The following is a 15,629-nucleotide window of genomic DNA, read 5'->3' as shown; positions in this document are numbered from 1 at the left end:
GGGCGTTTGGCTTTTGCCTTAAAGTGAAGCCACCCGCCGCAACCGCCGCCGCCATGAACGCACCCTCATCCCCCGAAACAGAGTTGCTACAAAAAGCAGAGCTGCAAGCCAAGCTCATACAAGGGCTGCAGGCTGTTTTGCCTGCTCATGCGCTGCTCTGGCAGACGGAAGACACCACGCCCTACGAGTGCGACGGCCTGACCGCCTACCGTCAGCGCCCGCTGGCCGTGGCCCTGCCCGAAACCTACGAGCAGGTGCAGGCTGTGCTGCAGACCTGCCACGCGCTGGGGGTGCCGGTGGTGGCGCGCGGCGCCGGCACCGGCCTGTCGGGCGGCGCCATGCCGCACACGCTGGGCGTGACGCTGAGCCTGGCCAAGTTCAACAAGATATTGAGGATCGACCCGGCCAGCCGTACCGCGCTGGTGCAGTGCGGCGTGCGCAACCTGGCCATCTCGGAGGCGGCGGCGCCGCACGGCCTGTACTACGCACCCGACCCGTCGAGCCAGATTGCCTGCACCATCGGCGGCAACGTGGCCGAGAACTCGGGCGGCGTGCACTGCCTCAAATACGGCCTGACGGTGCATAACGTGCTCAAGGTCCGGGGCTTCACCATCGAGGGCGAGGCCGTCGAGTTCGGCAGCGAGGCGCTGGACGGCGCCGGGCTCGACCTGCTCGCGCTGGTGATCGGCTCGGAAGGCATGCTGGCCGTGACCACCGAGGTCACCGTGCGGCTGATCCCCAAGCCGCTGCTGGCGCGCTGCATCATGGCCAGCTTCGATGACGTGCGCAAGGCGGGCGATGCGGTCGCCATGGTGATTGCGGCGGGCATCATTCCGGCCGGCCTGGAGATGATGGACAAGCCCATGACGGCCGCCGTGGAAGACTTTGTGCACGCCGGCTACGACCTGAACGCCGAGGCGATCTTGCTGTGCGAAAGCGACGGCACGCCCGAGGAAGTGGCAGAGGAGATCTCCCGCATGAGCGAGGTGCTGGCGCGCTGCGGTGCCACCGCCATCCAGGTCAGCCGGGACGAGGCCGAGCGGCTGAAGTTCTGGAGCGGGCGCAAGAACGCCTTCCCCGCTTCGGGGCGCATCAGCCCGGACTACATGTGCCTGGACTCCACCATCCCGCGCAAGCGCCTGGCCGACATCCTGCTCGCGATCCAGCAGATGGAGAAGAAGTACCGCCTGCGCTGCTGCAATGTGTTCCATGCGGGCGACGGCAACCTGCACCCGCTGGTGCTGTTCGACGCCAACGACCCGGACGAGCTGCACCGCTGCGAGCTGTTCGGCGCCGACATCCTGGAGACCAGCGTGGCCATGGGCGGCACCGTGACGGGCGAGCATGGCGTGGGCGTGGAGAAACTCAACTCGATGTGCGTGCAGTTCACGGCGCAGGAGAACGAGCAGATGTTCGGTGTGAAACGCGCCTTCGATGCCAAGGGGCTGCTCAATCCCGGCAAGGTCATTCCGACCCTGCAGCGCTGTGCCGAGTACGGCAAGATGGTGGTGCGCGGGGGGCAGATCGCGCACCCCGAGCTGCCTCGCTTCTGAAGGGCACGCAACGCATGGAACCCGCCCTGCAACATATCGTCGAGCGCGTGCGCGCTGCCGCTGCCAGCGCCACGCCGCTGCGCATCCGCGGCGGCGGCAGCAAGGACTTTTACGGCCAGAGCCTGGTCGGCGAACTGCTCGACATGACACCGCTCGCGGGCGTCACCAGCTACGAGCCGAGCGAACTGGTGGTGACCGCGCGCGCCGGCACGCCGCTGGCGGCACTGGAGGCGGAGCTGGCCGACCAGGGGCAGTGCCTGCCGTTCGAGCCGCCGTACTTCGGGGTGGGGGCGACCGTCGGCGGCATGGTGGCGGCCGGACTCAATGGCCCGGCGCGCGCCGCCGTGGGCGCGCTGCGCGACTACGTGCTGGGCGCCACCGTGCTCGACGGGCGCGGCGAGGTCCTCACCTTTGGCGGCCAGGTCATGAAGAATGTGGCGGGCTACGACGTCAGCCGCCTGATGGCGGGCTCGCTGGGCACGCTGGGCGTCATCACCGAGGTCTCGCTCAAGGTCTTGCCGGTGGCCCCCAGGGAGGCCACCTTGCGCTTTCAGCTGGGTGAGGCCGCAGCACTGCAGCAGCTCAACCGCTGGGGTGCCCAGCCGCTGCCGGTCAACGCCAGTTGCTGGGTGATGGACGCCGGCCAGCCGTACCTGTGGGTGCGCCTGCGCGGCGCCGTGGCGGCGGTCGAGACGGCCTGCTCCAGCATGGGCGGCGAGCGCCTGGACCCCGCCACGGCGGCCGCGGGCTGGGCCGCGCTGCGCGAACAGGCGCTGCCGTTTTTTGCGCGCCAGGGCGACGAATGCCTGTGGCGCCTGAGCGTGCCCGACAGCGCCCCGCCGCTGGACGTTGGCGAGTGCCTGATCGAATGGGGCGGCGCCCAGCGCTGGCTCAAGGCCCCGGCCGCGCAGGCCACGCGGCTGCGCGCGGCGGCTGCGGCCGTGGGCGGGCATGCTACGCTTTTCATAGCTGACAGCGAACAGCCAGCAAGGGCTGTAGCCGTTTTTTCTCCCTTGAAGCCGCCACTGGACCGGATCCACCGGGCCTTGAAGCAGCAATTCGACCCCGCCGGGATTTTCAACCGCGGGCGAATGTACGCCGAGTTCTGAGCATGCAGACCCACCTCGCCCCCGAATTCAAGAACACGCCCGAAGGCCTGGAGGCCGAAGCCATCCTGCGCAAGTGCGTGCACTGCGGCTTTTGCACCGCCACCTGCCCGACCTACCAGCTGCTGGGCGACGAACTCGACGGCCCGCGCGGGCGCATCTACCTGATGAAGCAGGTGCTCGAGGGCGCCACCCCGACGCGCAAGACGCAGTTGCACCTGGACCGCTGCCTGACCTGCCGCAACTGCGAAACCACCTGCCCCTCGGGCGTGGAATACGGCCACCTGGTGGACATCGGCCGCAACATCGTCGAGGCGCGCGTCGAGCGGCCCGCGGCCGAGAAGGCCGTGCGCTGGCTGCTCAAGGAGGGGCTGACCTCGCCCTTGTTCGCACCGGCGATGAAGCTCGGCCAGCTGGTGCGCCCGCTGCTGCCTGCCGCCTTGAAGAACAAGGTGCCCGCGCCGGCCGGTGCCCGCGCCCGGGAGTGGCCTGCGCGCGAGCATGCGCGCAAGGTGCTGCTGCTGGCCGGTTGCGTGCAGCCGGCCATGATGCCCAACATCAACAGCGCCACCGCGCGCGTGCTCGATGCCGCCGGCATCCAGACCGTGGTGGCCGCCGGCGCCGGCTGCTGCGGCGCGCTGCGCACGCACCTGAACGACCGCGAGGGCGGGCTGGCCGACATGCGCCGCAACATCGACGCCTGGTGGCCCATGGTGCAGGCCGGCCAGGTCGAGGCCATCGTGATGAACGCCTCCGGCTGCGGCGTGACGGTGAAGGAATACGGCCACGCGCTGGCGCACGACCCGGCCTATGCGGACAAGGCCGCGCGCATCGGCGCGCTCACGCGCGACCTGAGCGAGCTGTTGCCCGAACTGGCGGAGCAACTAAAGGGAAGGGTGCGCGTGAGCGAGGCGGCGCGCCAGCTCGCGTTCCATCCGCCGTGCACGCTGCAGCACGGCCAGCAACTGCGCGGCGGGGTCGAGACGCACCTGAAGGCGCTGGGCTTCGAGGTCGCGGTCGCCGCCGAGAGCCACCTGTGCTGCGGCTCGGCCGGCACCTACTCGGTGCTGCAGCCCGAGCTCGCGTACCAGCTGCGCGACCGCAAGCTGGGGCACCTGGCGGCGCTGGCGCCGCAATGCATCGTCTCGGCCAACATCGGCTGCATCCAGCACCTGCAGACGGGCACCGCCACGCCCGTCAGGCATTGGGTCGAGGTGCTCGATGAGGCGCTGGCGGCGTACGAGGCGGACGGCGCCTGAATCGAGCGGGGCGGCTGCCGTTCGTCGTTGATAATGGTCCACTGAACTCTCAAGGCAAGGCGGCTTGGCCCGCCTGCACAGCGATCCCAGGGAGCAGATTGGACAAGAAGAAGTTTTCAGAAGCCGACATTTGCGACAAGTTCATCACGCCTGCGCTCGCGCAGGCCGGATGGGACAACATCGAGCAGATTTATCGCGAATACACGCTGCGCCCCGGCCGCGTGGTGGTGCGTGGGCACGCTGCCCGCCGCGACAAGACGTCGGTGCTGCGCGCTGACTTCGTCCTCTTCTACAAAGCCAACATCCCGCTGGTCGTCATCGAAGCCAAAGATAACAACCACGCCATGGGCGCCGGCATGGCCCAGGCCATCAATTACGCCGACCTGTTGAACGTGCCGTTTTCCTTCTCCAGCAACGGCGACGGTTTTGTGTTCCGCGACGCCACCATGGCAACCGGCACATTGGAAACCAATCTCACGCTGGAGCAGTTCCCGTCGCCCTCCGAACTGTGGGAGCGGCTGTGCGCCTGGAAGGGCTGGTCGCCCGAGGTGCGCCACGTCACCGAATATCCGTATTCGCCCAGCAAAACCCCGCGCTATTACCAGCTCAATGCCATCAACCTCACGGTCGAGGCCATTGCGCGCCGGCAGCAGCGCATCCTGCTGGTGATGGCGACAGGCACCGGCAAGACCTACACCGCGTTCCAGATCATCTGGCGGCTGTGGAAGAGCGGCGCCAAAAAACGCATCCTGTTCCTGGCCGACCGCAACATCCTGATCGACCAGACCATGGTCAACGATTTCCGCCCGTTCAAGGGCGCCATGGCCAAGCTCAGCCCGAATGCCAAGGGTGTGGAGCGGGTCGAAGACATTGACCTGGCCGTGAGCAAGACCACCAAGCTGGTGGACAAGTCGTACGAAATCTACCTGTCGCTGTACCAGGCCGTCTCGGGCACCGAGGAGGAGCAGAACATCTACAAGCAGTTCTCGCCCGACTTCTTCGACCTGATCGTGGTGGACGAGTGCCACCGGGGCAGCGCCGATGAGGATTCGGCCTGGCGCGAAATACTGACCTATTTCAGCACTGCGACCCAGATCGGCCTGACCGCCACGCCGAAGGAAACGAAAGATATCTCGAACACCGACTACTTCGGCGAGCCGGTCTACACCTATTCCCTGCGCCAGGGCATCGAAGACGGCTACCTCGCGCCCTACAAGGTGATCCGGGTGGACCTGGACAAGGACACCTTCGGCTGGCGCCCGCCCGAGGGCATGACCGACAAGCTGGGCCATGTCATCGAGGACCGCGTCTACAACGCCGTCGACATGAACCGCAAGCTGGTGCTGGAGGCGCGCGACGAAGTGGTGGCCGCCAAGATCACCGAATACCTCAAGGCCACCGACCGCTTCGCCAAGACCATCGTCTTTTGCGAAGACATCGACCACGCCAGCCGCATGCGCCAGGCGCTGTCCAACGCCAATGCCGACATCAGCAAGGATCATCCGAAATACGTGGTGCAGATCACGGGCGACAACCCCGAGGGCAAGCTGGAGCTGGACAACTTCATCGACCCCGAGAAGACCTACCCGGTGATCGCCACCACCTCCAAGCTCATGAGCACGGGCGTGGACGCGCAAACCTGCAAGCTCATCGTGCTGGACCAGAACATCAAGTCGATGACGCTGTTCAAGCAGATCATTGGCCGCGGCACACGGCTGCGCGAAGACCTGGGCAAGACCTGGTTCACCATTCTCGACTTCAAGCGCGCCACCGACATCTTTGCCGACAAGAATTTCGACGGCGACCCGGTGCAGATTTACGAGCCCCGGGGCGACGAGCCGGTCGATCCGCCCGAACCTCCCGCAGACCCGCCACCGGACGCGGGCGCCACCGCCCCTGGCGAGTGGCCCGCCGGGCCGCTCACGACCGGCCCCGGCGAAGGCGGCGAAGCTGGAGGAGGGCCTGAGGTCAAGCGCTACATCGTGGGCGGCATGGTCACCGTGGCGGTGGCGCGCGAGCGTGTGCAGTACCTCAACGCGCAGGGCAAGCTCATCACCGAGAGCCTGCGCGACTACACCCGCATCAACCTGACCCGGCGCTACGACTCGCTCGACAAGTTCCTGCAAGCCTGGAGCGACGCCGACCGCAAGGCCGCGCTGCTGCAGGAGCTCGAAAATCAGGGCGTGCTGCTCGACGCGCTGGCCGACGAAGTCGGCCGGGACCTGGACCCGTTCGACCTGCTGCTGTATGTGGCCTGGAACATGCCGCCGCTGACGCGCCGCGAGCGCGCCAGTCGCGTGAAGAAGCGCAACGTCTTCACCCAGTACGGCCCGGTCGCGCGCCAGGTGATAGCGGCGCTGATCGACAAATACGCCGACGAAGGCGTGCAAACGATCGAGAGCATGGACGTGCTCAATGTCCCGCCCTTGACCGATCTGGGCAGCCCGGTGGAGCTGGTGCGCAGCTTTGGCGGGCGCGACCGTTACCTGCAGGCGCTACAACTTCTGGAGCGCGAACTCTATGCCCCACAAGGGCTACAGCACTGAAAACCTTAAGAATCAAGAATGTCGAATATCTCAACGGTCATCAAGTCCATCCAGGACGTGATGCGCCAGGACAGCGGCGTCGATGGCGACGCCCAACGCATCTCGCAGCTCACCTGGCTGCTGTTCCTCAAGGTCTTCGACGCGCAGGAGGAAGAGCTTGAAATCACCCGCGAGCACTTCAAGAGCCCGATCCCCGAGCACCTGCGCTGGCGCAACTGGGCGGTCGATGCCGAGGGCTTGACGGGCGACGGCCTGCTGGACTTCGTCAACAGCCAGCTCTTCCCCCGGCTCAAGACCCTGCCGGGCGATGCCGAGCGCAACCCGCGCGGCTTCGTCGTGCGCAGCGTGTTCGAAGACGCCTACAACTACATGAAAAGCGGCCAGCTGCTGCGCCAGGTCATCAACAAGCTGAACGCGATCGACTTCAACCGCCAGGCCGAACGGCACCAGTTCAACGACCTGTACGAAAAAATCCTGAAGGACCTGCAGTCTGCCGGCAACGCCGGCGAGTTCTACACGCCGCGCGCCGTCACCCAGTTCATGGTGGACATGGTGAATCCGCGCCTGGGCGAGGTCGTGCTCGATCCGGCCTGCGGCACCGGCGGCTTCCTCGTCTGCACGCTGGAGCACCTGCGCCAGCAGGTAAAGAACGAGCAGGACCAGGCCACGCTGCAACGCAGCGTGCGCGGCGTCGAGAAAAAGCAGTTGCCCCACATGCTGTGCACCACCAACATGATGCTGCACGGCGTGGAGGTGCCCAGCCAGATTGCGCACGACAACACGCTCACGCGCCCGCTGCGCGACTACGGTGCGGCGGATCGGGTGAATGTGATCATCACCAATCCGCCGTTTGGCGGCGTGGAAGAGCCGGGCACCGAAAACAACTTCCCCGCCGACGTGCGCACCAAGGAAACGGCCGACCTGTTCCTGGTGCTCATCAAGCACCTGCTGAAAAACCACGGCCGCGGCGCACTGGTGCTGCCCGACGGCACGCTGTTCGGCGAAGGCGTCAAGTCGCGCATCAAGGAGCAGTTGCTGGCGGAATGCAACCTGCACACCATCGTGCGCCTGCCCAACGGCGTGTTCAGCCCCTACACCGGCATCAAGACGAACCTGCTGTTCTTCACCAAGGGCCAGCCGACCAAAGAAGTCTGGTATTACGAGCACCCGTATCCGCCGGGCGTGAAGAACTACAACAAGACCAAGCCGATCCGTATCGAAGAGTTCGATGCCGAGAAGGCCTGGTGGGGAACTGAGCAAGACGGCTTTGCCGCGCGCGTGGAAAACGAGCGCGCCTGGAAGGTCGGCATCGAGCAGATCGGGGCGGCCGGCTACAACCTGGACCAGAAGAATCCGCACGCCGCGGACACCGTGAGCCACGACCCCGGGCAACTGCTGGCCGACTACGCGCGCCTGCAGCTTGAAGCGCAGGCGCTGCGCGACCAGCTCAAGGAAATATTGACAAAATCGCTCTCCAGCCCATGAGGGACGGGCGCATGCTGCTATCAAATTTGAATTTGCTCGCCACCGCCTCGGGCGGCGTGGCGCGTCTGCGAGAACTGATCCTGACGCTGGCCGTGCAGGGCAAGCTGGTGCCGCAAGATGCGAGTGACGAGCCGGCCAGCGTGTTGCTGGCGAAGATTCGGGCGGAGAAAGACTGGCTGGTGGCCGAGGGGAAGATCAAGCGAGACAAGCCGGCGGAGATTGCCAAAGAGGAAAAAGTGTTTGAGTTGCCGGTGGGGTGGGAGTGGTCAACCTTGGCGACAGTCGGCGTTATCAATCCTCGCAACGACGCTTCCGACGATGTGATGGCATCGTTCGTTCAGATGAGTTCGATACCGGTCGCCTTTTCTGACGCGCACATCACCGAGCCCCGTCCGTGGCGTGACATCAAATCGGGTTTCACGCAGTTCGCTGAAGGTGATGTGGGCGTGGCCAAGATCACGCCCTGCTTTGAAAACGGGAAGTCAACGGTCTTCCAGAATTTGAGTAACTGCATTGGCGCCGGCACGACAGAGCTGCATATCGTGCGGCCGCTGGGCGGAATTGCACCAAGGTACGTACTGCTGTTCTTGAAGACACCCCGTTTCCTAGTTGAAGGCGAAGCCGCCATGACCGGCTCAGCAGGTCAAAAGCGTTTGCCCCGCAGTTACTTTGAGAACAAGCCGTTCCCGCTTCCACCCCTCACCGAACAATCCCGCATCGTCACCCGTGTCGAAGAACTGATGCGCCTGTGCGACGCCCTCGAAGCCAAGGGCCGGCTCGAAGCCGCGCAGCATGCCCAACTCGTCAGCACGCTGCTGGCCACGCTGACCGAGAGCGCTACCCCCGAAGCCCTGGCCGAGAACTGGCAACGCATCGCCACCCACTTCGACCTGCTGCTCGACCGCCCCGAGGCCGTGGACGCGCTGGAGCAAACCCTCCTGCAACTGGCCGTGCGCGGCCTGCTCGTGCCGCAGGACCCCGCCGACGAGCCTGCCAGCGCGCTGCTGCAAAAAATCCGCGCCGAGAAAGACCGGCTGATCGCCGAGGGCAAGATCAAGCGCGACAAGCCGCTGCCGCCCATTGCCGACGATGAAATGCCGTTTGAGTTGCCGCGGGGGTGGGAGTGGCTGCGGTTTGGCGATGTTGCACTGATTTCAAGCGGCGTCACATTGGGGCGAAAAACGCCTATTGCCTCACCGATTTTGTTGCCGTACCTGCGTGTGGCGAACGTGCAGCGCTGGCATTTGAATCTGGCCTCAATGAAGGAAGTGGTGATTGGCCGCACCGAACTTGAACGTTTCCAGATTTCCGACGGCGATTTGCTGATCACGGAAGGTGGCGACTGGGACAAGGTAGGCCGTACAGCGATTTGGCGTAACGAGTTGCCAACATGCGTGCATCAAAACCACGTCTTCAAAGCGCGTGGCACTTCTACGGACTGGAATCCAGTTTGGGCCGAGTTGTATCTGAACTCCGCAATTGCACGCTCCTATTTCGCTTCAGCGGCGAAGCAAACTACGAACCTGGCTTCTATCAATATGACGCAACTGAAAAATTGCGTTTTCCCAATACCACCCCTCGCCGAGCAATCCCGCATCGTCGCCCGCGTCGAATCCCTGCGCCGCCTGTGTGCCGACCTGCGCCAGCGTCTCACTGCCAGCCAGACCACGCAGGCCCACCTGGCCGAGGCCCTGGTCGAGACGGCCGGCGCCTGATCCCATCAACGCCCGCCGTTTGGGCGGGCTTGCGGCGCGGCCGCTTGGGATGCGGCAGGGCTCATCCAGCGGGCGCGCCGCCGAGAGACCACAATTGCGGTGCGACGTTTTCTGGATTTACCCGATGGCTTGACGTTGGCGGTATATTGACTTTCATCGCTGCACCGCGTTGTTCATTCCTATCGGCATTCACTCATCAAGCGGAGCCCACCATGCCCAGAGTCATCGACCGCCTGCTCTCCGAACACGTGAATCTCGATCGGCTGGTGCGCCTGCTCGACCGCCGGCCATCGCTGCATGCAGTCCCTGACGCGCCGCATATCGGGCTGCTGGTGGACACGCTCTTTTACCTGACCCGCTTTCCCGACGTGACACACCATCCACTGGAAGATCGCATCGTGGAGCGCCTTCGTGCCCGTGACGCGCTGCCCGCCGGATTGGCCGACGAGATCGAGGCACAGCACGTCACGCTGGCGCGCCAGGGGCTTGCCCTGCTGGGCGACCTGGAGGGCGCGTTGCGCCAGGACACGATGTCGCCGGAAGGGGCCGAAGCCAACATCCGGCTGTATGCGGAGCGGCTCAGGCACAACATGGCGGTCGAGGAGCTGGCGCTGTTTCCGGTGGCAGTGCGCGAGCTCGACGAGGAGGATTGGCGCATGATCGAACACATGACCCCCGCGGGAGAGCCGGACCCCCTGTTTGATACAGCGGTGGAGGCGCGCTTTGCCGAGCTGCGCCACGCCATCGCGCTGGAAGCAGACTGTCGCTGCGACCCCTGAGCGCTGGGGCACCCACCATGGCTCACCCACCCCGACCGCCGGCGCGCCCCGTCTTCTTCAATCTGATGCAGATCCAGCTGCCCGTGGGCGCGCGGGCCTCCATCGGGCATCGGCTGAGTGGCGTGCTGCTGGCGGCCCGCCTGCCTGTCGCGGTTTGGCTGCTGGATGTGCTGATCCGCCTGAAGGTTCAGGACAACACGCTGACGCTGCGAAAGTCCTGACCAACGATCCGATAGGCCCGCCGATCCTGCGCCGGGAGGTGGCAGGCCGATGGGCGCTTGCGGCCAGGTGTTCCGCCCGGCCACTCGCGGGGCGCGCGGGGCGGCGCGTCACGCAGGCGCGAAGCCGACGGTCTGGGCGAAGGTCACGAATTGCCCTTCGGGCAAGCGAAGTAGTCGGCCTAATGCCGTGGCGTCCAGCGCGCCACGAAAAACGCAACCCAGTCCTTCCGAAGCGCAGAACAGGTAGACGTTCTGTCCGATGAAGGCAGCGTCCACACTTGCGTAGAGGCGACGCTCCTCTTTGGAGAGTTCCATCATCCGTTCGCCATGCGCGACGTAGATGAGATTGACCGGCGCAACCCCGACGAAATCCTGTGTTCCGGTGCTGGCGCGAATATCCTCTTTGCCCCAGGGGAGCAAACGGTGTTCGCCAGGCTCGTAGACCCAGGTGCCCTCGGCGGTCGCAACATAGATATCGATGGCCATCACATGCCGCCAATAGGGTGCCGTTCTGTCACCGTTCGCACGGTTGACTCCGAATGCGGACCATAGCAAGTCCGACAAGGCTTGAGGCTGGAGCGGCCTGGCGTCAAAGATGCGTGTCGAACAGCGCAGCTTCAGCGCTTTCGACAGCAGCATTCCGTGGTCCGGGCGCGCTGGGGGCAGGATCAGCGGCTCGGCTTCCTGGGGGCTCGGGAGTGTCTGCGTCGATGTGTCGTATGAGCTGGCGAGGGCGGATGTGCTCGCGCCGGGGACCAGGATGACGGGAATGATGCAGGTGCGAGATACCGCTTCGGCGTCGCTGCCGAGCACCAGCTTCTGCAGGCCACGCCGGCCATGCGTGCCGATGACGACGACGTCGTAGCCCTTGGTTGCTTCTTCACAGATCGCCTCAGCGGCGCGCCGCACCGCGGTTTCGCACAGGATCAATCGCGGCTCGACGCCGGCACTTGAAGCGATGATTCTTGCCTGCTCCAGAACTTCGTTTCCGCGCCGGCGCAACCCTTCCAGATGGCTGCGGTAAAGCGAGGGCGGCGCCATTTGCATATCGCCCATGGCAACGTTTTCATTCAAGACATAGAACAAAGTCAGCTTCGCGTGTTCCTGCCCTGCCATGCCGATAGCGAGGCGCAAGGCGCGCTCCGCGGTCGAACTGCCATCAAACGGAACGAGTATGTTCGTGAACATTCGCTACACCTTTTCAGAACTGCCCCGAGATTGGGCCGCAAAGCTAAGGATGGCATGGACCGCAACGCCCGTCTTTGATGGAAATCAAGCGCAAACCGGCGGGACCAGGGCGCTATGACGCCGCGCCGCCGTGCAGGCGAACGGCGTCAGTGATCTGCTGGCGCCGGTATTCGCCCTGGCGCTCGAACATCCAGCCCGGGTATTCGCTCGGCAGGCGGCTGACCTTGTCGATTTGATCGAGCTCGGCCGCGCTCAAGGCCACTTGCGTGGCGGCGATGTTGTCGGCGAGTTGATCGGGCCGCTTCGCGCCGACGATGATGCTCGTCACCTGCGGCTGGTGCAGCAGCCAGGCCAGCGCCACCTGGGCGACCGACACGCCGTGCGACTGCGCGATCGGGCGCATCACGTCGATGCAGTTCCAGGCGCGGTCCTTGTCCACCGGCGGAAAGTCGAAGGCAACGCGCCGGCTGCCGTCCGCGGGGTCTTGCGTTTGCCCGCGTCCGTACTTGCCGCTCAAAAAGCCGCCCGCCAGCGGGCTCCACACCATCAGGCCGAGCCCCTCGCTGCGCAGCATGGGAATGAGCTCGCGTTCCAGGTCGCGGCTCGCCACGGTGTAGTACGCCTGCAGCGATGCAAAGCGCGCCAGACCCAGGCGCTCGGCGATGCCCAGGGCCTTGGCGATCTGCCAGGCAGCCCAGTTGGAGACGCCGACGTAGCGCACCTGGCCGTGCCGCACAAGCTGGTCCAGCGCGCGCAGGGTCTCTTCGATGGGGGTGGCCGGATCGAAGCCGTGCAGCTGGTACAGGTCGATGTGATCCAGCTGGAGCCGGCGCAGGCTGGCCTTGACGCCGTCCAGGATGTGGCTGCGCGAGCTGCCGCGCGCGTTCGGGCCGTCGCCGGTCTGGCCGAACACCTTGGTGGCGACGATCACGTTCTCGCGCGGCACCTTCAGGTTCTTCAGTGCCTGGCCCGTCATCTGTTCCGACACGCCGCCCGCATACACGTCGGCGGTGTCGATGAAGTTGATGCCGGCGTCCAGCGCCTGGCCCACCAGCCGCTCGGCATCGGGCTGCTGCAGGGCGCCGATCTTGCTCCAGATGCCTTCGCTGCCGCCGAAGGTCATGGTGCCGAGGCAAAGCTCGGAGACGAAAAGGCCGGTGTGGCCGAGGGGGCGATGACGCATGGGAATGAGCTCCTGCAAAGGGCATCAGCATACGCGCCGATGGCCGCCGCTGCACGGGGGCTGCCGTACGCGGGCTTAGATCGGCCTGAGCGATTCAGCGTGAACGATATCCGCGGTGTGCACCGTGAAGCGCCCCAGGCGGCGATCGTCAAAGTAGAACTTCAACGTCTCCTTGACCGTGCGGAAGGCAATGTCGTCCCAGGGGATTTCCGCTTCGGTGAACAACCTGGCCTCGATCGTTTCGTGGCCCGGCTTGAACTGGTCGCTGAGCAGGCGGGCGAGGTAGAACAGGTGCACCTGGCCGACGCGAACCACGTTCATGACGCTGAACAGTTCCTGCATCTCGAATTGCGCGCCGGCTTCCTCGTCGGTCTCCCGCGCCGCGCCCTGCGCCGTGGTCTCGTCCATTTCCATGAAGCCCGCGGGCAGGGTCCACTTGCCCCAGCGCGGCTCGATGTTGCGCTTGCACAGCAGGACCTGGTCGCCCCAATGGGGCACGGTGCCGACGACGTTGAGCGGGTTTTCGTAGTGGACGGTGCCGCATGCCGGGCAGACCGCGCGCTCGTGCGTGTCGCCGTCGTCGGGGAGCCGGTACACCACGGCCGCGCCACAGTTTCTGCAGTGTTTGATGGGGCCGCGAAAGATCATCCGCGAAGTGTACGGGGAAAAGAAAAAGGCTCCCTGCGGAGCCTTCGTGACGGCGTGCGGTCGATCAGGCGACCTTGATCGTCAGCTTGCCCAGGCCCGCCACCTCGCCCACCAGGGTGTCGCCGGGTACCACGGCGGCGACACCTTCCGGCGTGCCGGTGTAAATCAGGTCGCCGGGCTGAAGCTCCCATGCGTTGGAGAGATGCTCGATGGTCTCGCCAATGTTCCAGATCAGCTTGGACACGTTGCTGCGCTGGCGGTCTGCGCCGTTGACCTGGACGTAGATTTCGGCGTGGGTCACATCGCCGGCCTGGGCGGCCGGGGTGATGGGGCCGATGGGCGCGGAGTGGTCGAAGGCCTTGCCGATGTCCCAGGGGCGGCCCTGCTTTTTCATGTCGTTTTGCAGATCGCGGCGCGTCATGTCCAGACCCACGGCGTAACCATAGATGTGCTTGTGCGCATCCGCGGCCTTGATGTTTTTACCGCCCGTGCCGATCGCCACCACCAGCTCGATCTCGTGGTGCAGGTTTTTGGTCAGGCTGGGGTAGGGCAGGGTGCCGGTTTCGCCGGCGTTGACCACGACCACGGCATCCGCGGGCTTGAGAAAGAAGAAGGGCGGCTCGCGCCCCGTGAAGCCCATTTCCTTGGCGTGCTCTTCGTAGTTGCGGCCAACGCAGTAAATGCGGTGCACCGGAAAGCGCTCGGTCTTGCCATTGATGGGCAGCGAAACGGTGGGGGCAGGGTTGAAAACGTAACTCATGAAAGCCTCTCTTCGTGATGGATGCCCAGTGCCTGATGCACCGGGCGGTCGGAAAAACTGAACAGCACACAGCCGGCTGCCGATTTGAAGCGCGCAGTGTGCCACGATGGAATGACGAAGTGATCTCGCGGGCCGAATTCGAAGCGCTGGCTTTGCGCGCCGTGCTCGATCAGTACTTCGCCCTGGCCTTCCACCACACTGAACACGGCGCCGTCGGTCTGCCGCCAGGGCTTGCCGTCGAAGCCGGCCGGCAGCCGCTGCATGAAGGTTGCCATGGTCGGCATCGGCGAGCCGCCGGTGAGCGGGTTGATGTAGCGCAGCTTGACGCCATCCCAGGCATCCACGGGCGCATCGCGCTCCAGTTTTTGTAGCGCCTCGCGGCTGCGCTCATAGGGGTAGCTGAAGATCGGCGAGGTCGCGCCAAAAGGGGCTTCGTGGCGCACCGGCGCCATGTTGGAGCCGAAGCGCGCCAGGCTGGTGCCCTCGGCGCGTGCCACGGTCTGCGATTTGCGCGTGTCGTTCTCGGCAAAGCCGGCGTCGAGGAAGCGCACGATCGGGATGTCGAGCCCGTCGAGCCAGACCACGGGCCCGCCGGCCTCGCTGCCATGGTCGTGAAAGGTCCAGCTCGGCGTGATGATGAAGTCGCCCGGCTGCATGGTGGTGCGCTCGCCGTCCACCGCGGTGTAGGCGCCCGAGCCTTCGACGATGAAGCGCAGCGCGCTTTGAACATGGCGGTGGCTCGGCGCCACCTCGCTGGGCAGGATCAGTTGCAGGCCGGCATACAGCGACTGCGTGATGCTGGACTGCCCGCGCAGCGCGGGATTCTCCAGCACCAGCACGCGGCGCACCGCTTCCTCGGCGGTGATGGCGTCGCCCGCGCGCATCAGGAAGGGCCGCACTTGCTCATATTTCCATAGCGCAGGAACGCATGGGGATGCGGGCTGGGGCGGAACCAGGGCATGAAGAACCTCCCACAGCGGGGTCAGGTTGAAGGGCGACATGTCGCTGTACAGCTGCTGGCGCAGCGCGGCGGCGGGGTGAGGGGCATTCATGTTGTCTCCTTATATCTTTCAAATAGTTCAAACTTCAGTAGTCAAGGCGGTGAGCGCCTTGATTGCCGAGCGGGTTGACTCGCCAACGCGCAGCCTGGGTCTCCTGCGAGCCCGAGCTCGAATCTCAGCACAGG

The 15,629-nt window shown here is 65.3% G+C and carries 13 protein-coding genes; 8 read left to right on the top strand and 5 right to left on the bottom strand.

Annotated elements, in window-relative coordinates:
• The first annotated feature begins 53 nt into the window (after positions 1-53).
• From B0E49_RS10895 to B0E49_RS20180, 8 genes are all read left to right on the top strand, one after another.
• Complete coding sequence (locus B0E49_RS10895) at positions 54-1,553, top strand: FAD-linked oxidase C-terminal domain-containing protein (protein ID WP_077562234.1); 1,500 nt, start codon at positions 54-56, stop codon at positions 1,551-1,553.
• Between the two features lie 14 nt (positions 1,554-1,567).
• Complete coding sequence (gene glcE / locus B0E49_RS10890; protein ID WP_077562233.1) at positions 1,568-2,662, top strand: glycolate oxidase subunit GlcE; 1,095 nt, start codon at positions 1,568-1,570, stop codon at positions 2,660-2,662.
• 2 nt (positions 2,663-2,664) lie between these two features.
• Positions 2,665-3,918, top strand: a complete 1,254-nt coding sequence (gene glcF, locus B0E49_RS10885) for a glycolate oxidase subunit GlcF (protein WP_077562232.1) — start codon at positions 2,665-2,667, stop codon at positions 3,916-3,918.
• Positions 3,919-4,016: 98 nt separating this feature from the next.
• Positions 4,017-6,464: an EcoAI/FtnUII family type I restriction enzme subunit R gene (gene hsdR / locus B0E49_RS10880; protein ID WP_077562231.1), complete on the top strand. Its 2,448-nt coding sequence runs from the start codon at positions 4,017-4,019 to the stop codon at positions 6,462-6,464.
• An 18-nt stretch (positions 6,465-6,482) separates the two neighbouring features.
• Entirely contained in the window at positions 6,483-7,949 is a 1,467-nt protein-coding gene (locus B0E49_RS10875; RefSeq protein ID WP_077562230.1) for a type I restriction-modification system subunit M, read from the top strand.
• An 11-nt stretch (positions 7,950-7,960) separates the two neighbouring features.
• The gene (locus B0E49_RS10870) at positions 7,961-9,664 is read left to right on the top strand and encodes a restriction endonuclease subunit S (RefSeq protein WP_168175039.1); all 1,704 of its coding nucleotides are present in this window, start codon (positions 7,961-7,963) and stop codon (positions 9,662-9,664) included.
• A 212-nt stretch (positions 9,665-9,876) separates the two neighbouring features.
• Positions 9,877-10,443, top strand: coding sequence for a hemerythrin domain-containing protein (locus B0E49_RS10865; protein WP_077562228.1), 567 nt, complete (start codon positions 9,877-9,879; stop codon positions 10,441-10,443).
• A gap of 17 nt (positions 10,444-10,460) precedes the next feature.
• Positions 10,461-10,664, top strand: coding sequence for a succinate dehydrogenase/fumarate reductase transmembrane subunit (locus B0E49_RS20180; RefSeq protein WP_144264527.1), 204 nt, complete (start codon positions 10,461-10,463; stop codon positions 10,662-10,664).
• Positions 10,665-10,772: 108 nt separating this feature from the next.
• On the opposite strand, the gene B0E49_RS10860 is transcribed toward B0E49_RS20180, so the two are convergent.
• The 5 genes from B0E49_RS10860 to gtdA all read right to left on the bottom strand — a co-directional run bounded on the left by B0E49_RS10860 (position 10,773) and on the right by gtdA (position 15,495).
• Positions 10,773-11,852 carry a universal stress protein gene (locus B0E49_RS10860; protein WP_077562227.1) on the bottom strand — a complete coding sequence of 360 codons (1,080 nt, stop codon included), beginning with the start codon at positions 11,850-11,852 and terminating at the stop codon, positions 10,773-10,775.
• A gap of 112 nt (positions 11,853-11,964) precedes the next feature.
• Entirely contained in the window at positions 11,965-13,035 is a 1,071-nt protein-coding gene (locus B0E49_RS10855) for an aldo/keto reductase (protein WP_077562226.1), read from the bottom strand.
• Positions 13,036-13,110: 75 nt separating this feature from the next.
• Positions 13,111-13,683 (bottom strand): NUDIX hydrolase, encoded by a 573-nt coding sequence (locus B0E49_RS10850; protein WP_077562225.1) that lies wholly within the window; start codon positions 13,681-13,683, stop codon positions 13,111-13,113.
• Positions 13,684-13,747: 64 nt separating this feature from the next.
• Positions 13,748-14,443, bottom strand: a complete 696-nt coding sequence (locus B0E49_RS10845; RefSeq protein WP_077562224.1) for a fumarylacetoacetate hydrolase family protein — start codon at positions 14,441-14,443, stop codon at positions 13,748-13,750.
• Entirely contained in the window at positions 14,440-15,495 is a 1,056-nt protein-coding gene (gtdA, locus tag B0E49_RS10840) for a gentisate 1,2-dioxygenase (protein ID WP_077562223.1), read from the bottom strand. Before gtdA ends, B0E49_RS10845 begins: the two co-directional genes overlap by 4 nt.
• Positions 15,496-15,629 lie beyond the last annotated feature (134 nt).

The sequence above is a fragment of the Polaromonas sp. C04 genome (assembly GCF_002002705.1).
In the GTDB taxonomy this organism is placed as follows: Bacteria; Pseudomonadota; Gammaproteobacteria; order Burkholderiales; family Burkholderiaceae_C; genus Rhodoferax_A.
The sequence above is the reverse complement of the archived record's forward strand: the minus strand, read 5'-3'. Positions and strand labels throughout refer to the sequence as shown.